At 61.8% G+C, this 18,046-nt stretch carries 14 protein-coding genes, 2 tRNA genes and 1 riboswitch; of the genes, 12 read left to right on the forward strand and 4 right to left on the reverse strand.

The window, feature by feature from the left end; genetic code table 11:
- Positions 1-170 precede the first annotated feature (170 nt).
- The 11 genes from HUV26_RS12265 (at position 171) to HUV26_RS12315 (ending at position 13,002) form a co-directional block, all read left to right on the forward strand.
- Positions 171-2,141, forward strand: a complete 1,971-nt coding sequence (locus tag HUV26_RS12265) for an ABC-F family ATP-binding cassette domain-containing protein (RefSeq protein WP_174410436.1) — start codon at positions 171-173, stop codon at positions 2,139-2,141.
- A gap of 7 nt (positions 2,142-2,148) precedes the next feature.
- Positions 2,149-2,568 carry a (deoxy)nucleoside triphosphate pyrophosphohydrolase gene (locus HUV26_RS12270; protein ID WP_174410437.1) on the forward strand — a complete coding sequence of 140 codons (420 nt, stop codon included), beginning with the start codon at positions 2,149-2,151 and terminating at the stop codon, positions 2,566-2,568.
- Positions 2,565-3,008, forward strand: a complete 444-nt coding sequence (locus HUV26_RS12275) for a DMT family transporter (protein WP_174410438.1) — start codon at positions 2,565-2,567, stop codon at positions 3,006-3,008. The genes HUV26_RS12270 and HUV26_RS12275 overlap by 4 nt, the downstream gene beginning before the upstream one ends.
- A 226-nt stretch (positions 3,009-3,234) precedes the next feature.
- On the forward strand, positions 3,235-3,648 hold the full coding sequence (locus tag HUV26_RS12280) for a bacteriohemerythrin (RefSeq protein ID WP_174410439.1): 414 nt from the start codon (positions 3,235-3,237) through the stop codon (positions 3,646-3,648).
- A gap of 100 nt (positions 3,649-3,748) precedes the next feature.
- The gene (locus HUV26_RS12285) at positions 3,749-4,795 is read left to right on the forward strand and encodes an aspartate-semialdehyde dehydrogenase (RefSeq protein ID WP_174410440.1); all 1,047 of its coding nucleotides are present in this window, start codon (positions 3,749-3,751) and stop codon (positions 4,793-4,795) included.
- A gap of 25 nt (positions 4,796-4,820) precedes the next feature.
- A complete protein-coding gene (locus HUV26_RS12290) occupies positions 4,821-5,765 on the forward strand; it encodes an aminotransferase class IV (protein ID WP_174410441.1) in 945 nt (314 codons plus the stop codon).
- 108 nt (positions 5,766-5,873) lie between these two features.
- On the forward strand, positions 5,874-6,941 hold the full coding sequence (locus HUV26_RS12295; RefSeq protein WP_174410442.1) for a glycosyltransferase family 4 protein: 1,068 nt from the start codon (positions 5,874-5,876) through the stop codon (positions 6,939-6,941).
- Positions 6,942-7,031: 90 nt separating this feature from the next.
- Positions 7,032-8,258 carry a PhzF family phenazine biosynthesis isomerase gene (locus tag HUV26_RS12300; protein ID WP_174410443.1) on the forward strand — a complete coding sequence of 409 codons (1,227 nt, stop codon included), beginning with the start codon at positions 7,032-7,034 and terminating at the stop codon, positions 8,256-8,258.
- Positions 8,259-8,636: 378 nt separating this feature from the next.
- Positions 8,637-9,830, forward strand: coding sequence for a pyridoxal phosphate-dependent aminotransferase (locus HUV26_RS12305; RefSeq protein WP_174410444.1), 1,194 nt, complete (start codon positions 8,637-8,639; stop codon positions 9,828-9,830).
- Positions 9,830-10,702, forward strand: coding sequence for a uracil-DNA glycosylase (locus tag HUV26_RS12310; protein WP_174410445.1), 873 nt, complete (start codon positions 9,830-9,832; stop codon positions 10,700-10,702). Before HUV26_RS12305 ends, HUV26_RS12310 begins: the two co-directional genes overlap by 1 nt.
- A 191-nt stretch (positions 10,703-10,893) precedes the next feature.
- The gene (locus tag HUV26_RS12315) at positions 10,894-13,002 is read left to right on the forward strand and encodes an SLC13 family permease (RefSeq protein WP_174410446.1); all 2,109 of its coding nucleotides are present in this window, start codon (positions 10,894-10,896) and stop codon (positions 13,000-13,002) included.
- A 153-nt stretch (positions 13,003-13,155) separates the two neighbouring features.
- Here the strand turns inward: HUV26_RS12315 and HUV26_RS12320 are convergent.
- The 4 genes from HUV26_RS12320 to HUV26_RS12335 form a co-directional block, all read right to left on the reverse strand.
- A tRNA-Asp gene (locus HUV26_RS12320) sits at positions 13,156-13,232 on the reverse strand.
- 5 nt (positions 13,233-13,237) lie between these two features.
- A tRNA-Val gene (locus tag HUV26_RS12325) sits at positions 13,238-13,313 on the reverse strand.
- An 81-nt stretch (positions 13,314-13,394) separates the two neighbouring features.
- A complete protein-coding gene (locus tag HUV26_RS12330; protein WP_243451376.1) occupies positions 13,395-14,030 on the reverse strand; it encodes a cysteine hydrolase family protein in 636 nt (211 codons plus the stop codon).
- A 260-nt stretch (positions 14,031-14,290) separates the two neighbouring features.
- Positions 14,291-16,354, reverse strand: a complete 2,064-nt coding sequence (locus HUV26_RS12335; RefSeq protein WP_174410447.1) for a ribonucleoside triphosphate reductase — start codon at positions 16,352-16,354, stop codon at positions 14,291-14,293.
- A gap of 225 nt (positions 16,355-16,579) precedes the next feature.
- Positions 16,580-16,723: riboswitch (cobalamin riboswitch) on the reverse strand.
- Positions 16,724-17,026: 303 nt separating this feature from the next.
- On the opposite strand from HUV26_RS12335, the gene HUV26_RS12340 reads away from it, so the two are divergent.
- On the forward strand, positions 17,027-17,902 hold the full coding sequence (locus HUV26_RS12340; protein WP_174410448.1) for a flagellin N-terminal helical domain-containing protein: 876 nt from the start codon (positions 17,027-17,029) through the stop codon (positions 17,900-17,902).
- Positions 17,903-18,046: the final 144 nt, after the last annotated feature.

Consider the following 18,046-nt stretch of genomic DNA (forward strand, 5'->3'; position numbering starts at 1 on the left):
CTATCCATGGATATTGCCGTTAAGGGATACTCTGTTGGCGGTTATGCGATGGAGGTGCTTGCAGCAGGCCGTGACCGGCCGGCTGCGGCGGTGAGGCAGGGCAGGAGGGGCATCGCGGCTAGCCAAGCGGCGGCTGTTCTGGTATGCCGTGCTTCCTTGCGAGGCATACCATGAATATCAATATACAGAATCTGACCAAGACTTTCGGCGGGCATGACATCTTTGCCAATTTTTCGCTGGAGATTCAATCCGGCGTGCGGCTGTGCGTGTGCGGGCCCAATGGCTGCGGCAAATCCACCCTGATAAAGCTTATTGCCGGGGTTTCCTCGTCGGACGGGGGGCGGGTAAGCGTGCCGCGCGGCTGCCGCATGGGCTATGTGGCGCAGGAGATGGACGAGAGCCTGCTGGAAACCCCGCTGCTCACATGGGTTCTTGAAGTGCTGCCGGACTGGAACGACTTCTGGGCCGAGTGGGAGGCGGCTACGCAGGCCGGTGACGAGGCCGCCCTGAAGCGGCTGGGTGTGCGGCAGGCAGAGCTTGAGCAGGTGTACGGGCATAACCCGGAACACAGAGCCAAGACGGTGCTTTCCGGTCTTGGGTTTGCCGAGCGCAAGTGGCGTATGCCCATAGGGCAGCTTTCCGGCGGCTGGCGGGAGAGGGCCAAGCTTGCCCGTGTGCTTACCGCCGGGGCGGACGTGCTGCTGCTGGACGAGCCCACCAACCATCTTGACCTTGAAGCGGTGGAGTGGCTGGAGAATTTTCTGCTGGAGTACAAGGGCGTGCTGGTTTTTGTGGCCCATGACCGGGTGTTTATGGACAAGATAGGCACCCACGTGCTGTATCTTGGCGCGTCCAAGCCCATGTTCCGCAAGGGCAGTTTTACCCAGTTTCTTGATTTGCAGGAAGAGATAGAGACCCAGAAGGTGCGCGAGCGTCAGCGTCTTGCCGAAGAAATTGAGCGCAAGATGGATTTTGTGCGCCGCTTCAAGGCCAAGGCGTCCAAGGCGCGGCAGGCCGGGTCCAAACAGAAGATGGCGGCGCGGCTGGAAAAGGAGCTGGACGGCATTCAGCTTGAGGCCAAGCGCCGCACTCTGCAGTTCAAATGGCCGGAGCCTGTGCAGGCAGACAAGACCGTGTGCAGCGTGGTAGGGCTGGAGTTCGCATTTCCCGACGGGACACGCCTGTGGCCGACGCTGGATTTCCAGTTGTACAGAGGCATGCGGGTGGCGCTGGTGGGTCCCAACGGATGCGGCAAGTCCACCCTGCTCAAGCTGGTGGCGGGCAGGCTGGAGAAGATGGCGGGCAATGTGGTGTTCGGTTCCAAGGTGCGCATGGGCTTTTTCAGCCAGCACCAACTGGAGGTGCTGAACGCCTCCGGTTCGGCCCTCAGCGAAATCCGCCGTCTTTCCGATCCGCGCACCACAGAGGAAGAGCTTATGTCTGTGCTGGGCCTGTTCATGCTTGGACAGAGCTATTTTGACAGGCAGGTAGGCACCCTTTCCGGCGGCGAAAAAAGCCGCCTGCTGCTGGCCACCCTGTTCCTTTCGCGCAGCAACTTTCTTGTACTGGACGAACCCACCAACCATCTGGACCTTGAATCGCGCGAGGCGCTGGTGGATGCGCTGGACGCCTTTGACGGCACGCTGTTCATGGTGGCGCATGACAGGTATCTGCTCTCTGAGGTGGCGGATCAGGTGTGGGCGCTTTCGGAAAACGGGTTCACGGTATACGAATCGGGCTTTGAGGAGTACGACCGGGCGCGGCGGCAGCAGAATGCCGAGGCCGCACGGGGCGGCGATGACGCACAGCGGGGCGGAGGCCTGAGCCGGGAAGAACAGAAGCGCATCAAGCGCCAGCAGGCGGAGATGCGCAACGCCATCTACAAGGAACTGAAGCCCAAGCAGGAAGCCTACGCCAAGCTGGAAACGCAGTTTGAGACGCTGCTCGGAGAGCAGGGCGGGGTGGAGGCGCAGCTTGCGGACCCTGCGGTGTATGCCGATTCCGCCAAGGCGTCTGAGTTGCTCAAGCGCTTTCATGCCCTGCAGGCGCAGGGGGAGACGCTTATGGAAAAGATGGGCGAACTGGAAGCGGTGATCAATGATCTGGAAGCACGCAGGGCGGCCCTTGCGGACACCGAATAGGCGCAAGATGAAAGAGATTCACGTGGTGGCGGGTATTGTGTGGCGCAATGGGCGTTTTCTTGCCGCGCGCAGGCCGGAGGGCAAGGCCCATGCGGGATTCTGGGAATTTCCCGGAGGCAAGATGGAACCCGGCGAAACCCGTGAGCAGGCGCTGGTGCGCGAATTCCGCGAGGAGATGAGCATAACTCCCCTGGTATGGGAGTTCTGGCGTACCGTGCGTCATGCCTATCCCGAACAGGTGGTGCACCTGTATTTTTACCACATTACGTCGTTCGCGGGCAGCGTGCATCCTGCTGAAGGGCACGAGACAGGCTGGTTCAGCCATGAGCAGGCCCTTGAACTGCCTTTTCTGGAAGCGGACATAGCCGTTGTGCGCGAATTGCGGAATGCGCCGTACTTCGGACACACGGCACAGGAGCAGTCATGAATCTATTCTGGATAGCCCTTGCCCTGCTGGCAGGGGCAACCCTACCCACGCAGGCGGGCATAAACGCGCAGTTGCAGTTGCACTGGGCACGGCATCCCGCCCTTGCGTCCCTTGTTTCCTTTACGGTGGGCACGCTGGCGCTGGTGGGCTATTGCGTTGCGGCGCGGGTGCCTTTTCCCTCCCTTGCAGGGACAACCACCCAGTGGTGGCACTGGGTGGGCGGTCTGCTGGGGGCGGTGTTCGTTACCGTGGTCACCTTTCTTGCGCCCCGTCTGGGGGCGGCAACCATGGTGGGGCTGGTGGTGGCGGGGCAGATGATCGCCTCCGTAGGATTGGACCACTTCGGGGCGTTGGGCTATGCGGAGCGCCCCCTCACGCTTATGCGGCTGGCGGGCATTGCCATGCTGGTGGGCGGTGTGGTGCTTATCCGCCGGTTTTAGGCGGAACCGCAGCGCGCAGGCGCACCGCCGGAGTGGCGTGCCCGGCGTATTGCGCAGGCGCGGTGAAGAGGGTGTTCTCCCTCTGAGGATAGGGGCGGCAAGGGTGCGGCAGTATGAAGGATCAGGGCATCATACGCATTGTCATTGACGGCGTGTTGTCCTATGCTCCCCGCATTGTTTTTTGCCCCGGCAGGGGGCGCGGAGATATCTTCCGGCAGGAGCGGACATGAGCATGGCGGAATGGAAGGCGAGCATGCAGATAGGGGTGCGCGAGATTGATGAGCAGCACGAGAGGCTGACCGCGATCATCAATGACCTGTATCAGGCGTACATGAAGGGCGAGGACCACGCCGTGCTGGCGGAACTGATCGCCAAGGTGAACGAGTACGCGCAGGAGCATTTTGCCACCGAACGCCGGTACATGGCTCCGTACATTGGGCAGATGCCCAATTATGAGGAGCACATGCGCCAGCATCGCGAGTTTTTCAGCAGCGGCGTAAACTTTCTGCTGGAGTATCTGGACAAGGGAACCGGCATCACGCCGGAACTGCTGGATTATCTGACCGACTGGTGGATGAAGCACATCAACGGGACGGATCAGGTCATGGGAGCGGTTCTGCGGGCCAATGGCGTGGAGTAGTCCGCAGGGTTGGCGGACCCGGCGGGCGCAGAGGCAATGGACAGGTCCGGGGGCTCCCGGGCAGCGAATTTGTGGTGCGTGATGAAGAAGAGGTGTTCCCATGAGTAAAGAGAAGCTGGTCGTAGCCGTTGTGGGCGCGACAGGGGCCGTTGGCCGCGAAATGTTGAAGACGCTGGAGCAGAGGGATTTTCCTGCCCATGAGGTTATTGCCCTTGCATCCGCCCGTTCGGCGGGTATGAAGGTTCCGTACCGGGGCGGGGAGCTGACCGTTCGTGAGCTGACGGAAGACTCCTTTGCGGGCGTGGATCTGGCGCTGTTTTCCGCCGGTGGTTCCACTTCCGAGAAGTATGCCCCCCATGCCGCCAAAGCGGGCTGCGTGGTGGTGGACAACTCCAGCGCATGGCGCATGGACAAGCGTTGTCCGCTGGTGGTGCCGGAAGTGAACGCCCATGATCTGGCGTGGCACAACGGCATTATTGCCAACCCCAACTGTTCCACCATTCAGATGGTGGTGGCGCTCAAGCCCTTGCACGATGCCGCGCGCATCAAGCGGGTGGTGGTTTCCACCTATCAGGCGGTTTCCGGCACCGGGCAGAAGGCCATTGAGGAACTGGAAACGCAGGTGCGTCAGCTCTTCAACATGCAGCAGCCCGAGCCCAAGGTGTATCCCTACCAGATAGCCTTCAACGCGCTGCCGCAGATAGATGTCTTCATGGACAACGGGTACACCAAGGAAGAAATGAAGATGGTGCACGAAACCGTGAAGATTATGGGCGACCCCTCCCTCAAGGTTACGGCTACCGCAGTGCGTATTCCCGTGTTTTACGGGCACAGCGAATCCGTGAACATAGAAACGGAGAAGAAGCTTACCCCCGCTGAGGCGCGTGTTGTCCTTACGCAGGCACCGGGCGTGACCGTGCTGGATAACCCCGGCGAGAAGATTTATCCCATGGCACTGGATGCCGCGGGAGAGGACGCCACCTTCGTGGGGCGCATCCGTGAGGATGAGACCATAGAAAACGGCCTGAACATGTGGATTGTTGCCGACAACATCCGCAAGGGCGCAGCCCTGAACGCCGTGCAGATTGCCGAAACGCTTCTGGAGCGCGACCTGCTTGGCGTGAAGGACACTACCCTATTCCAGTAACGTCCCACGGGAACAGGAACAATACGTGATACCTGTCTGTGAAACGGAAGAATATATGGAAAAACTCCTTGCCGCCCGCCGCGCGGGCGAGCAGGGGGTGCTGGCGTTTTACGAACACCGCATAGGTTGTATATGCCGGAACCCGCGCCTGATGCTTCTGCCCATGGATGACCACCTTGCCCATCGGGGAGACGGCATCTTTGAAAGCATGAAGTGGGTGGACGGGCGCGTCTATCAGCTGGATGCGCATATTGAGCGTATGCAGCGGTCCGCCAAGGGGCTGTATCTTGCGCCGCCCTGCCCGTGGGAGCGGGTGCGCGACATAGCCCTAGAGGTGGCGCGTGCTGCGGAAACGGAAAACGGCATGCTGCGGGTGCTTATGGGGCGCGGACCCGGCGGCTTTGGCATTGATCCGGCGGAGTGCCCCGTTTCCAGCCTGTATGTGGTTGCCTACCGCTTCAAGCCCATGCCCGAAGAGCTTTACGAAAAGGGACTTACGGCGTTCCGTTCGTCCATTCCGGCAAAGCCCGGCTACATGGCGCGTATGAAGAACGCCAACTATATCCCCAACGTGCTTATGCGCCGCGAGGCGACCGAGCGGGGCATGAACCTGCCGCTGGCGTTTGACGACAACGACTTCCTTGCGGAAGGCGCAACGGAAAACGTGGCGCTGGTGGACACGGAAGGCAGGCTGGTGATACCGGAATTCACCAATGCGCTGACGGGCACCACCATCATGCGCGCCGTGGAACTGCTCAAGGACGAGATGCCCATTGTGTTCCAGCGGGTGCGGGAGGATGACCTCTACCGTGCCCGTGAAGTGCTGATGCTGGGCACAACGGGTGACTGCGTGGGCGTTGTGCGGTTTGAGGGGCAGCCCATCCACGATGTGCGTCCCGGTCCCGTTGCCCGGAGAATTCGCGACCTGCTGCGGCAGGATATAAAGGACTGCGGCATTCCGTTGCGGTAGTCTGCCGCACGCCGGATTTATCCGGCATACGGCGTAAACCGATGCATGACAGACCGGCACCGGAAGGCTTCCGGTGCCGGCTTTTACCTGCGGGGATATTTCTCCTTGATGCATATATTGCTGATTGATCTGGGAAAGGAAATGCGCGGCGGGCAATGGCAGGTCTATTATCTTACCCGCGCCCTTGCCCGTTCCGGCGAATTTTCTCCCATTCTCGCCGCCCCTGCGGATGCGCCCCTGATGCGGCACGCCGCAGCACTGGAGGGCGTGCGCACCCTGCCCCTTGCGGGCTGCCGTGAATGGGACCCGCGCACCCTGCACACCATACGCAGGCTGGTGCATACAGAGGGAGTGCGCGTGCTGCACTCGCACTGCGCAAAGAGCGCCACCCTTGTGGGAATATGCAAGCGGCTGTGGTCTGCCAAGGTGCTGGCTGTGCATTCCCGCCGCGTCTCCTATCCGCTGAAGAAGGGCTGGCGCGGGAGCAAGTATGTGCAGGCGGACGCAGTGGTTGCCGTGAGCCGTGAGATAGCGGACGTGATGATCGCCTCCGGCATGCCGGAACCTAAGGTGCGCGTCATCCATTCCGGCATAGACTGCGCACGCTATGAAAAGCGGCGTCAGCGCGGTGACGGGCGTGTTGTGGTGGGCATGGTGGGCGCGTTTACCCCGCAGAAGGGGCACGAGGTGCTGGTGCAGGCTCTTGCGGAACTGGACCGGGAAACCGGCCTGCCCCCGTGGGAGGTGCGCATGATCGGTTCCGGAGAGCGGTTTGCCCCGGTGGCCGCCCTTGCCGCCGAACTGGGCGTGGATGCGCATATGTCCATGCTGGGGTGGCAGGACAGCCGCGATTTTCTGCCGGACTTTGACATGCTGACGGTTCCTTCCGTGGACGGCGAGGGTTCCTCTGCCACCATCAAGGAGGCGTGGGCTGTGGGCATACCCGTGGTCTGTTCCGACCTTGCATCCAATCTGGAACTGGTGACGGACGGGCGCAACGGCCTGACCTTCCCCAACCGCGACCATGCGGCACTGGCGGCGTGCCTTACCCGCCTGATGCGGGATGCGACCCTTTGCGAACGGCTGGTGCAGGGCGGTGCCGAAACCGTGCAGGAGTTTACGGACGAGCGCATGGCGGCGGCATATATGGAATTGTATCGTTCGCTGGCGGGATAGTTCCCGGCAGGAGTTGATTGTTCAGGGCCGGTGCCGCATGGGTGCCGGCCTTTTTTCCGGCGTGAGGCAATGCGCCGCAAGGAGAGGCATATGACGAAGGCTCCGATAGCTTCTGCTCCGGTATATTCCGGTTTGTCACCTTCTGAACCGGCGGCGGAAGACGCCGTAACGGTGACGGTGCTGCTTGTGGACGCCTTTACCACAGAGGTGGGCAGGGGCAACCGCGCCGGAGTGGTTCTGGATGCAGAAGGGCTTTCTGCGGAGCAGATGCAGGCGGTGGCGGCGTATGTGAATGTTTCGGAAACCGCCTTTGTGCTGCCTCCCGCACAGGGAGGCTCACGCGGTGGCCCGCAGGCGGGCGGAGCAGCAGGCATAGTCGCCGCCATAACAGATGCCGGACGCGCAAGGGGCGGCGTGGGACCGGATGCGGCGGACATGCTGGTGCGCTTTTTCACGCCTGTCATGGAAGTGCCCGTGTGCGGGCATGCCACCATTGCCACCCACTATGCCCTTGCCAAGCTGTTTTCCGTGCGGGAGGCCAATGTGGCCATGGACACGGGGGCAGGGCGCCTGCCCGTGCTCATAGGCACGGACGGACGCGGCGAGCCGGAAATAACCATGACACTGGGTGAACCGCAGATAGGCACGGTGCTGGATGAGACGGACCGGGCCGCCCTTGCCGCCGCGCTGGGCATACGCCTTGGCGATTTGCGCGATGACCTGCCCGTGCAGTATGTCTCCACGGGATCACAGGTGGTTATCCTTCCGCTGCGCGAAGCCGCCTGCCTGCACTCCATGCGGCCGGACTTTGCTGCCCTTGCCGCCCTGGCTCCGCGTCTGAGCTGTGCCATGCTTTATGTCTTTGTGTTTGCCGGAGGACGGAAGGCGTTGCGGGACGGCGTGCCTGAGTCCGGTGCCGACCCTGCGGGATCTGGCTTTCTCATAGACGGGCGGATGTTCTGTCCGGCGGAAGGTATTGACGAAGACCCTGTGACGGGAACGGCAAGCGGCCCGGCCGGAATCTATCTGGCTGCGCACGGGGTTTTTGACGCCCGCAGGGGGCCGGACGATGGCGCGGTGGGCGATGATACGATCAGCTTTACCGCGCGGCAGGGGTATGCCATGGGCAGGCCGGGGCTGGTGGAGGTGACGGTGTACCGGTTTGGCGGCATGCCCGTGGCGGTGCAGATTGCCGGAAAGGCCGTTATGGCGGGCAGCATGCGTCTTCGTGTAACCCGGGGCGTAACCCGCTGCGCAACCAGGTGCGTAACCCGCTGCGCGGCCGGGGGCGCGGCAACAGTTACTGAGGAGGCGTGACGGGCGCAGGCGGCAGCGCCCTGTTCCGGTTCAGGCGAGATGCTGACGATGGCGCTGTGCAGTTCCAGCGCGCCCCGGCGGTTTTCTGCCGTGAGGCGGATATCCGAGAACCTTGGCGGTGCTACGGAGGCTTCCCCTTCATGGTGCGGCAGAATGCCGATGTGCGTGCGGATGTGGTTGGTGGTGTCCAGATGTGCGGCAAGGGTGCTGCGCGCCGAGATGTGGAACCGCGACACCGACTGCCGACGGTTGCAAGGCGAAGGGCACGGGTGTAGGGTCGCCGCCACGGCAGACCGGGGAGCTTTCTTTGCGGTTCCGATGCCTCTGCTAGTTCGTCCGACCCTCATGCCTCTATGCTACCTCCGAGGAGACCTTTCCATGGCCAGAGTACACAAAATCAGCCGCCGCGTGCAGAATATCCGCATTTCCGCCACCAAGCTCATGCCCATGCTCGCCGCCAGAATCGGCGGATGCGTCTCGTTGGGGCAGGGGGTTCCCTCGTTTCCCACGCCGCCGCATATAGCCGAAGCCGTTTCCCGCGCCCTGCGCGATGAACCGGGCATAGGCAAGTATTCGCTGCAACCGGGGATGCCCGTGCTGCGCGAGGTTATTGCCGGGCGGCTGGCAGAGGAAAAAGGCTTTGTCGTGGACCCCGGCACCGAGGTGGGCGTGACCGTGGGTGCCATGGAGGCGCTGCTCATGACCATGCTCACGGTGGTGGACCGCGGGGACGAGGTGATTGTTCCCTCTCCCGGCTACGCCTCGCACGCCGAGCAGGTGCTTATGGCGGAAGGGGTGCCCGTGTATGTTCCCCTGCGTCCCGCAGATTGGGGGCTGGACGTGGAAGCCATACGCGCCGCCGTGACGGACCGCACCCGCGCCGTTATTCTGTGCAATCCCGGCAACCCCACAGGGACCGTGTATGATGAGGCGGATGTGCGCGCCCTGTGCGCGCTGGCGCTGGAACAGGATTTTGTGATCATATCGGATGAAACATACGACTTCATGGTTTACGATGCGGCGGGAAACCCTGCCCCCATGCCGTTCAGTCCGGCAAGCCTGCCGGAGATGCGCGACCATGTTATCTGTATAAACTCCTTTTCCAAGAAATACGCACTCACGGGCTGGCGCGTGGGCTATGTGGCGGCGGACAAACGCTGGATGGACGAACTGCTCAAGGTGCACGATGCCGCTGCCATATGCGCGCCCACGGTTTCGCAGTATGCCGCCCTTGCCGCGCTTACCGGACCGCAGGATTGCGTGGATGCCATGCGCAGCGCCCTGTGCCTGCGGCGTGCCCAGACCTGCGCGGCACTGGACGGCATGGCCGATCATTTTTCGTATGTGATTCCGCGCGGGGCGTTTTATGTGATGGCGCGGTACCGTTTCAGCCATGCGGCCTCACCTGAGGTGGCCCGCAGGATTCTGGAAGAGGCCCGCGTGATTACCATTCCGGGCGGTTCGTTCGGACCGGAGGGTGAGGGGCATCTGCGGCTTTCTTTCGGGGGAGAGCAGGAGGAACTTGCGGAGTGCTTTAGCCGCCTTGGGGCGTGGGTGAGGGAGAACGCCTGATGCCGAGGGCTGGCCGTTACGGCGGGGCGCGCCCGACAGGTGAACGGGGTGAACGGGGTGATAGTGGCGATGTTGCCGTAAGCAGCGCTGGTGACGCAGGACTGGCAGGGCAGGGCGTGGTTGCCGGTTCCGCCATACCGGAGGACTGGCTGGCGGCTGTGCCCTTTCTGCGGCAGGGACGGCACAGGGCCGTTCTGGAAGCCGTGGCGGCGCGGCGGGAACAGGGTACGGTGTATCCGCCGGAATCGCTGGTGTTCAATGCCCTGCATCTGACACCGCTGGCAGCGGTGCGCGTGGTCATAGTGGGGCAGGACCCCTACCATGGTCCGGGACAGGCGCACGGGCTGGCGTTTTCCGTGCCGGAGGCGACTCTTGCCGCGGGAGCCAGGATGCCGCCCTCGCTGCGCAACATATTCAAGGAAATTGACGCCCAGCCCGGAGGGGAGAACGGACGCGGCGGACACAGCGACCACGGCGGCCATGCAGATATGGCAGGCCGGGCCGGGACAAACCATGTGCCGGGGGCGCATTCGCCGGACCTTACCCGCTGGGCGGTGCAGGGCGTGCTGCTGCTGAACACCACCCTTACCGTGGATGCGGGCAGACCAGCATCCCACGCGCGGCTGGGCTGGGACGAGCTGACGGATGATATCATCCGCACCGTGAGCGAACGTTGTGCCTCTGCGGTTTTCATGCTCTGGGGCGCACACGCACACCAGAAGGCAGCCTTGGTGGACCCTGCCCGCCATCTGGTGCTGGAGGCGGCGCATCCTTCACCATTTTCCGCCCATCGCGGCTTCTTCGGCTGCGGGCATTTTGCGCGGGCTAACGCATGGCTTGCGCAGCACGGGGCAGGCGGCATCGTCTGGTAGCGCGCCCGCTGCATCCGGCGGAACAATCCGCACCGGCGGATAGGCTTTTTTCCGCAACTGCGTTATGCTCTTCCTGCTTCGCCTTGTTCAGGACACCCCGGTAACTCCGGGCAGGTGACTCGCTCAAGGTGGTGCGCAGGCGTTCAACCGCGCAGGGCACCGCGCCCTGCCCATCCGGGCGGAGGAAAGGCATGACGCAGGACCAGCTCATCATCATGGGTATTCTTGTGGCGACTATCGCCATGTTTTTGTGGGGCAAATGGCGGCACGATATGGTGGCCGTGGGTTCCCTGCTGGCTTGCGTGCTGGCTGGGCTGGTTGCTCCGGGCAACGCCTTCAGCGGTTTCGGGCATCCTGCCGTGGTCACGGTAGCCTGCGTGCTGGTGCTCAGCCGGGGGTTGCAGCTTTCCGGCGCGGTGGACGTGCTTACGCGCAACGTGCTGCCCGCCAATGCCGGGCCCACAGTGAGCATTGCCGCTCTGGCCGCTCTGGCCGCCGTGCTTTCCGGCTTTATGAACAACGTGGGCGCGCTTGCGCTGCTCATGCCCGTGGCCATTCAGGTGGCGGGCAGGCTGGGACTTGCGCCGGGCAGGGTGCTCATGCCTCTGGCCTTCGGGTCTATTCTGGGCGGAACCACCACGCTTATCGGCACGCCGCCCAACCTTATCATCTCCGGCTTCCGCGAGAATCAGGCGGGTATGAGCGGATACGCCATGTTTGACTTCGCCTATGTGGGTGTGCCGCTTACGGTGGTAGGGGTTGCCTTTATCGCGCTGGCGGGCTGGAGGCTGGTGCCGAACCGCAAACACGCCGATACGGGCGGTTTTGAGACCGGAGCCTATATAACGGAGGTGCGCATTCCCGAGGGAAGTTCCACGGCGGGTAAGCGGTTGCGCGAAATTGAGGCGGTGCTGGAAGAGGGGGATGCGCAGGTGGTGGACCTTGTGCGCAACGGTGTGCATATGATTGCGCCGCGTCCCAGCCGTGTGCTGCGGGCTGGAGATATTCTGATGCTTGAGGCGGATGTGGAGGCATTGTCCGATGTGCTCTCCAGACTGGACCTGAAGCTGGAAGAGGACAAGCGCGTTTCTGCAGGCGAAAAGAGTGCGGACGCTGCAGTACCGGAAGATGCAGGCAGCGGGGGCAGTGAACCTGCTCTGGAGGGGGAACTGCCCGATGACGGTCTGCCAGATGCAGCGGGTCTGTCGGAAAGGTCGAGACGTTCGGAACAATCGGAACAATCGGAAGGGCCGGAAGGGCCGGAAGGGGCGGAGAGGTCAAAGAGTGCGTCCCTGCCGAAAATTTCGATTCTGTCAGAACTGCCGGAAAAGGCACGGGGAATAGCGTTGGACGCCATGTCCGGTCCCGTGATGCCGGTAAGAGGCTCCGCTGCCAAGGCAGGCGAAAAACCGGTCAGGAAGCATGAAAAAACTGCTGCCGGTGGCGAGGCAGTGCTTATGGAAATGGCGGTGCTTCCCGCATCGGAGATTGCCTCCCGCTCGGCAAGCGATCTGCTGCTGCGTACCCGGTTCAGCATCAATCTGCTGGCAGTGTCCCGGCAGGGCAGGTACTCCATGGCGCGGCTGCGTTCACTGCGCATACAGCCGGGCGATGTGTTACTGCTGCAGGGAGCACCGGAGAATCTGGCGGAGTTTGCAAACCACTCTGGCTGCGTGCCTCTGGCGCAGCGTGACCTGCGTATTCCGGACAAGCGCAAGGCCGCAATGGCTACGGGGATTATGCTGGTTTCGGTGGGAGTTGCCGCGCTGGGTCTTTTGCCTGCGGCTGTTTCCTTTGCGGCAGGGGTGCTGGCATCCATGGCGCTGCGCACCGTGCCGCTGCGGTCGGCTTATGAATCGGTGGATTGGCCCGTGGTGGTGCTGCTGGCAAGTCTGCTGCCCGTGGCGGGGGCAATGCAGAGTACGGAAGCGGCAGACCTTGTTGCCCGGTTTCTGCTGGATGCCGTTGCGCAGGGCAATGCAATGGTGGGGCTGGCTGTGATTATGGTCACCACCATGGTTTTGACGGACCTGATGAACAACGCCGCCACGGCTGCCGTGATGGCACCTATAGGGCTGGGTGCCGCAGTGCAACTGGAGGCAAACCCGGATACCTTTCTCATGGCCGTTGCCATAAGCGCATCCTGCGCCTTTCTCACGCCCATAGGGCACCAGAACAATACGCTCATTCTCGGCCCGGGCGGATTCCGCTTCGGAGATTACTGGCGCATGGGCCTGCCCACAGACCTTATTGTTCTTGCAGTAAGCCTGCCGCTGCTTGTCTGGTTCTGGCCCCTGTAGCGGTGGTGAAATGCAAAAAGCCCCTGCGTTGTGCAAGGGCTTCTTTGCTTTCATGGCGGAGCGGACGGGACTCGAACCCGCGGCGGCAGATCGGAACGGGAGGCCGCCAATGCAAAAAGCCCCTGCGTTGTGCAAGGGCTTCTTTTGCTTTCATGGCGGAGCGGACGGGACTCGAACCCGCGGCCTCCGGCGTGACAGGCCGGCGTTATAACCGACTTAACTACCGCTCCGCATGTGGTAGACGGTACAGGACTTGAACCTGTGGCCCCCGCCGTGTGAAGGCGATGCTCTACCAGCTGAGCTAACCGTCCATGAAGGAAGGCTTGTTTATCGTTACGGCCCCTCGCTGTCAATAGCGAACTTTCGACGAGGCGTAAAAAACCGAAAAAAAGCTACTGGACGCTGATGTCCGCCGTGCGGGTGAGAATGAGCCGCTGGCTGGTGGCGGGGCCGGTATGCAGCAGCCACACCGCCGCCTGTTCTATGTACAGCGATGAGGCGGAAAGTGCGTCTACGGGCAGAATGACCTGCAGGCCGCGCTGGGCCGCCCCTGTGGCCGTATGCAGCACTGCGCCGTGGGCGGCAGTGCCTGTGACGATGACGGCCTTTATGCGCATGTCATCAAGAATGGCCGCAAGCGGCGTATTGAAGAATTTGTCCACGCTGGACTGCACCACCGGGTCTATCTGGCGGGGCGTAACAGGCGGGAGAATGCTCTCCCGCGTTCCCCGCGTGGTGAGGCTGTAAATGACAGGCATGCCTGCGTTGCGGGCCTTGCGCATGAGTGCCTCTATGCGGGGCACGGTTTCCAGACAGCGCGGGCGGCGTTCTTCATTGCAGGTGAGTTCCTCAATGTCCAGAATGAGCAGGGCAGTGGTGGAGTGGTCCACGGAGACCGCCTGAACAGGGGGCTTTTCCGGTACCTGAACCGCGCCCCATTCTTGCAGAATATCCCTGTACTCCGCCGTGGCAGCATGCGGCGCAAACAGCAGCAGGCAGGCCATGACGCATGTGGTGAACAGTTTCATATGGCTACGTCCTTTGTTTCTCTATCCGTAATCTGGCGTTGAAAAGGCAATGTGCCGGGTTGCTGTGATGCGTTCAGCCTGCCGGGGTCTTCTAGTATCCTTTGTGGCGGACGCAGGGGAATGAGTCAATGATAGCCTGCGCATCCGCCATGCCGTTCTTAGTCCTATATTCCGGCATACAACGACCCTGTGCCATAGAACGAAAAGGACGGCCCGGAGGCCGCCCTTTAGAGAGTGCATGTGACGGAGGCAGGCCTGCGTTAGTCGCAGCCGCACAGGGCGGACATGCCGTATTCCTGCCGTTCGCGGTATTCTTCCTGTTTGCCCTTGTTCCAGCGGCTTACGGGGCGGTAGTAGCCCACCACACGGGTATACACTTCCGCTTCGCTGCCGCAGGTGGGGCAGTTGAAGTGTTCGCCGTGCAGATAGCCATGGCTGCGGCAGATGGAGAAGGTTGGCGTGACCGAGATGTACGGCATCTTGGTCTGGCTCATGGCCTTGAGCAGGTAGTTTTTCACGCTGTCTTCATCGGGTACCGATTCGCCGAGGAAGGTGTGGAAAACCGTGCCGCCGTTGTACAGGGTCTGCAGCTCGTTCTGGTGTTCCAGCGCGTAGAACACGTCGCCGGTTATGCCCACGGGCAGCAGGGTGGAGTTGGTGTAGTAGGGCACGGCATCGCCGGAGGTTTTGATGTCTTCGTACAGGTCCTTGTCAATCTTGGCGAGACGGTAGCAGGTGCCTTCGCCGGGGGTTGCCTCAAGGTTGTACAGGTGGCCTGTCTCTTCCTGAAAGGTGAGGGTGAGGCTGCGCAGGTGGTTGAGCACCCGGCGCATGAGGCGCAGGCCGCCTTCGGTTTCTATGCCCTTGCCCAGCATGTTCAGGCAGGCCTCATGCCCGCCGATGACGCCGATGGTGGAGAAGTGGCCGTTGTAGCCGTTCTTCAGGTAGCGGCGGCTGTAGGGGAACATGCCCGATTCCAGATTCTGTTCGCACAGCTTGCGTTTGAATTCCAGCGAGTCCTTGGCGAGTTCCGCGTATTCGGTGATGAGGTCGAGGAAGTCTTCCTCGTTGTGCGCAAGGTAGGCAAGCTTGGGCAGGTTAAGCGTTACCACGCCTATGGAACCGGTAAGGTCGCCCGCGCCGAACAGGCCGCCTGTCTTTTTGCGGATTTCGCGCAGGTCCATCTGCAGACGGCAGCACATGGAGCGCACGTCTTCCGGGTTAAGGTCGGAATTGATGAAGTTCTGGAAGTAGGGCACCCCGTACTTGGCGGTGAGCCGCAGCAGCAGCCTGCCTGCTTCTGAATCCCACGCAAAGTCCTTGGTCACGTTGTACGTGGGAATGGGGAAGGAGAAGATGCGCCCGTCTGCATCGCCTTCCAGCATGACTTCAAGGAAGGCGCGGTTGATCATTTCCATTTCCTCGGCGTAGTCGCCGTAGGTGGTATCTTGATACACGCCGCCGATGATGACGGGTTCCTTGGCGATGTGCGCGGGCGGAACCATATCGAAGGTAAAGTTGGTGAACGGGCTCTGTCCGCCCCACCGGGAGGTGGTGTTCAGGTTGAACACCATCTTCTGCAACTGCTGGCGCACCTGCTTGTAGCTCAGGCCGTCGTTGCGGATGAAGGGGGCAAGGTAGGTGTCTACATTGTTGAACGCCTGTGCGCCTGCCCATTCATTTTGCAGCGTGCCGAGAAAATTGACTATCTGCCCGCAGGCGGAGTCGAAGTGCTTGGCCGGGGCCGAGCAGCTGCGTCCTTCCAGATTGAAGCCTTCCAGCAAAAGGTCGCGCAGGCTCCAGCCGGAGCAGTAACCCGCAAGGCCGAAGGAAAGGTCGTGAAGGTGAAAATAGCCGTGGTTATGCGCAAGGCGGATTTCTTCGGGGTATTTCTCCAGCACGTAGCGCGCCTGAACCGTGCCCGCCATGTGCAGAATGAGGCCCTGAAACGAGTGGCCCATGTTGGAGTTTTCCTGCACGCGCCAGTCGCTGCGGTCCAGATAGCTTTCAATCATCTTGGAAATGTCCAGATACGCCTGATTCTGGCTGCGCATTTCGCGCCGTTTTTCGCGGTAGATGATGTAGCGTTCCGCCACGGTGTAGAGCCGTGCTTCCATGAGCACCTGCTGCACCATGTCCTGCACATGCTCCTGCTCGGGCATGTCCAGTCCCTCCAGCTTTTTCTCCACCTTGCCGGCAAGGCGTTTGGAGAGCAGGGGGTCTTTTATGCCGCTGCCTTTCAGTGCCTTGAATATGGCGTTGGCAATGCGGTCCAGAGACCATGTTTCGATTCGGCCGTCACGTTTGAGAATCTGATTGGGCATTCTGTCTCCGGCAACACACGGCGTGCTTTGCAGCGCACAGCACAACACCCCGGCGTTAAGGGCGAAACTGCACGCAAAAAAGGCACCTGCACCGTCGGGCGGCGGGCGTGTGTTGTCATTTTGCCGGGAGGCTGTTCGTGCGGGCGGCGGAACCCCCGCACAGCACCGGCGTGCGTTGGAAAAGAGAGTTCAAGACCGCGTTCGGGCATCCTCGTGCCGTTGCGCGTTCTGAAATCGCTTCAGGCAGGTATTCTGGCTTTCCCATGTGCCGCCCGGAGGCGTGCGGGATTACAGCGGCGGGACCGCTCCGGTTTTCCACCGGATTCCCTGTACCGGCCCGTGCGGGCCACCTGAAGAGTACGTTGCGACAATCGGCAAGTTAGCAGAACCTCGCCGCGTGTTCAAGGTTGCAACTGCTGCGGGTGAACGAGGGCATGGCGTGAAGCCGCATGCTTATTTGCAACATGCTGATACCGTGTGATAAAATTTTATCCTTGCCCCCAGATGATTGCGGGCCGGTGCTGAAGGGGACCCCTGGCAGCATTGCTCCGCATGATAGGGCGGGCGGCGCGGACAGATTTTTCGCATGGGTACTAAAGTTCTGCGGCAAAGCTCCGATATGCCTTATCAGGATTATACCGTGCATTGTGGCGTATGCGGGAGGAGACTGCCATGACCACCGACAACAGCGCGCTCATCCTCAGCCTGACCATGCAGTTGCTGCAGCAGGATACCTTGGCCAAGACACTGCTCTCCGGCGGCGGGGCGGACCTGCGCAGCCTGCTGCTCAAGAGCACCGGGGCCAGACGTCTTACGGACCCCACGGCGGCTGCCCTGACGGGGCGTATCCGGAGCGATGCGGGCATGCTGCGGCAGGCCTCGCGCAATGTGTCCGAGGCGGCTTCTGTGTCGCTTATGGCGGCTTCCGGCGTGACCAGCATGCGTGAGTCGCTGGACCGGATGAAGGCCATTGCGGAAGGGGTTGCCGATGGCAGCATAAGCACCACGGCCGGACGGGCGGAATATAATGATCTGGTCAAGGTGATAGACGGCGCTATCGCCTCCGCATCCTACAACGGCATGAAGCTGTTTGACAGCGACGGCTGGGCGGCGGACGAACGCATTACCCTGACCGGAACGGCGGGCGCACCGGGAACCACGGGCAAGGTACACATTCAGGCAGGTACCGGCGGGTTTGATATGAGCCTGCATGACATGTCGTTCATTGCCGACCGCAGCTTTGGCAGCCTGAGCGGCGTGAACGGCCTGACCATGGTGGGAGCCACCGATCTGGCTGACGCGTCTGCCGCCTCCACAGCCGCTACAAGGCTTTCATCACTTTCTTCGTATGTATCCGGCATAGAATCCATGCTTTCCAGCCGTGCCACCGGGTTTGCCTCGCAGGCTTCCGCCCTTGCCTCGCAGGCATCCATTCTGGACACAGCCGCTGCCACCCGTGCGCGTACCACCGAATCGCGCACCCTTGAGCAGCTTATTCTGGACTATCTTGTCACGGATGCGGGCAAGCTGGTGGACAGTTCTTCCTGAGTGGTCCGCAGAAAGGGATTTTTTTGACCGTAAGCCGGGAACAGGAAGAATCCGAGTGCGTATTCGGCTCCGGGCTGGAGTGCCGGCGGCAAGGGGCGTCCGCCGTTCTCCTGAGGGCGCAGGACGGGACGTGACGGAGCGGAG

Origin of the sequence: Desulfovibrio psychrotolerans (assembly GCF_013340305.1) — a bacterium.
GTDB classification, from domain to species: domain Bacteria; phylum Desulfobacterota; class Desulfovibrionia; order Desulfovibrionales; family Desulfovibrionaceae; genus Halodesulfovibrio; species Halodesulfovibrio psychrotolerans.

Excerpts from the sequence above, each read along its gene's own strand:
- HUV26_RS12310 (WP_174410445.1), top strand. The coding sequence starts at position 9,830 with ATGCCGAGGGCTGGCCGTTACGGCGGGGCGCGCCCGACAGGTGAACGG.
- HUV26_RS12300 (WP_174410443.1), top strand. The coding sequence starts at position 7,032 with ATGACGAAGGCTCCGATAGCTTCTGCTCCGGTATATTCCGGTTTGTCA.
- HUV26_RS12295 (WP_174410442.1), top strand. The coding sequence starts at position 5,874 with ATGCATATATTGCTGATTGATCTGGGAAAGGAAATGCGCGGCGGGCAA.
- HUV26_RS12280 (WP_174410439.1), top strand. The coding sequence starts at position 3,235 with ATGAGCATGGCGGAATGGAAGGCGAGCATGCAGATAGGGGTGCGCGAG.
- HUV26_RS12330 (WP_243451376.1), bottom strand. The coding sequence starts at position 14,030 with ATGAAACTGTTCACCACATGCGTCATGGCCTGCCTGCTGCTGTTTGCG.
- HUV26_RS12285 (WP_174410440.1), top strand. The coding sequence starts at position 3,749 with ATGAGTAAAGAGAAGCTGGTCGTAGCCGTTGTGGGCGCGACAGGGGCC.
- HUV26_RS12305 (WP_174410444.1), top strand. The coding sequence starts at position 8,637 with ATGGCCAGAGTACACAAAATCAGCCGCCGCGTGCAGAATATCCGCATT.
- HUV26_RS12270 (WP_174410437.1), top strand. The coding sequence starts at position 2,149 with ATGAAAGAGATTCACGTGGTGGCGGGTATTGTGTGGCGCAATGGGCGT.
- HUV26_RS12335 (WP_174410447.1), bottom strand. The coding sequence starts at position 16,354 with ATGCCCAATCAGATTCTCAAACGTGACGGCCGAATCGAAACATGGTCT.
- HUV26_RS12315 (WP_174410446.1), top strand. The coding sequence starts at position 10,894 with ATGACGCAGGACCAGCTCATCATCATGGGTATTCTTGTGGCGACTATC.
- HUV26_RS12265 (WP_174410436.1), top strand. The coding sequence starts at position 171 with ATGAATATCAATATACAGAATCTGACCAAGACTTTCGGCGGGCATGAC.
- HUV26_RS12275 (WP_174410438.1), top strand. The coding sequence starts at position 2,565 with ATGAATCTATTCTGGATAGCCCTTGCCCTGCTGGCAGGGGCAACCCTA.
- HUV26_RS12340 (WP_174410448.1), top strand. The coding sequence starts at position 17,027 with ATGACCACCGACAACAGCGCGCTCATCCTCAGCCTGACCATGCAGTTG.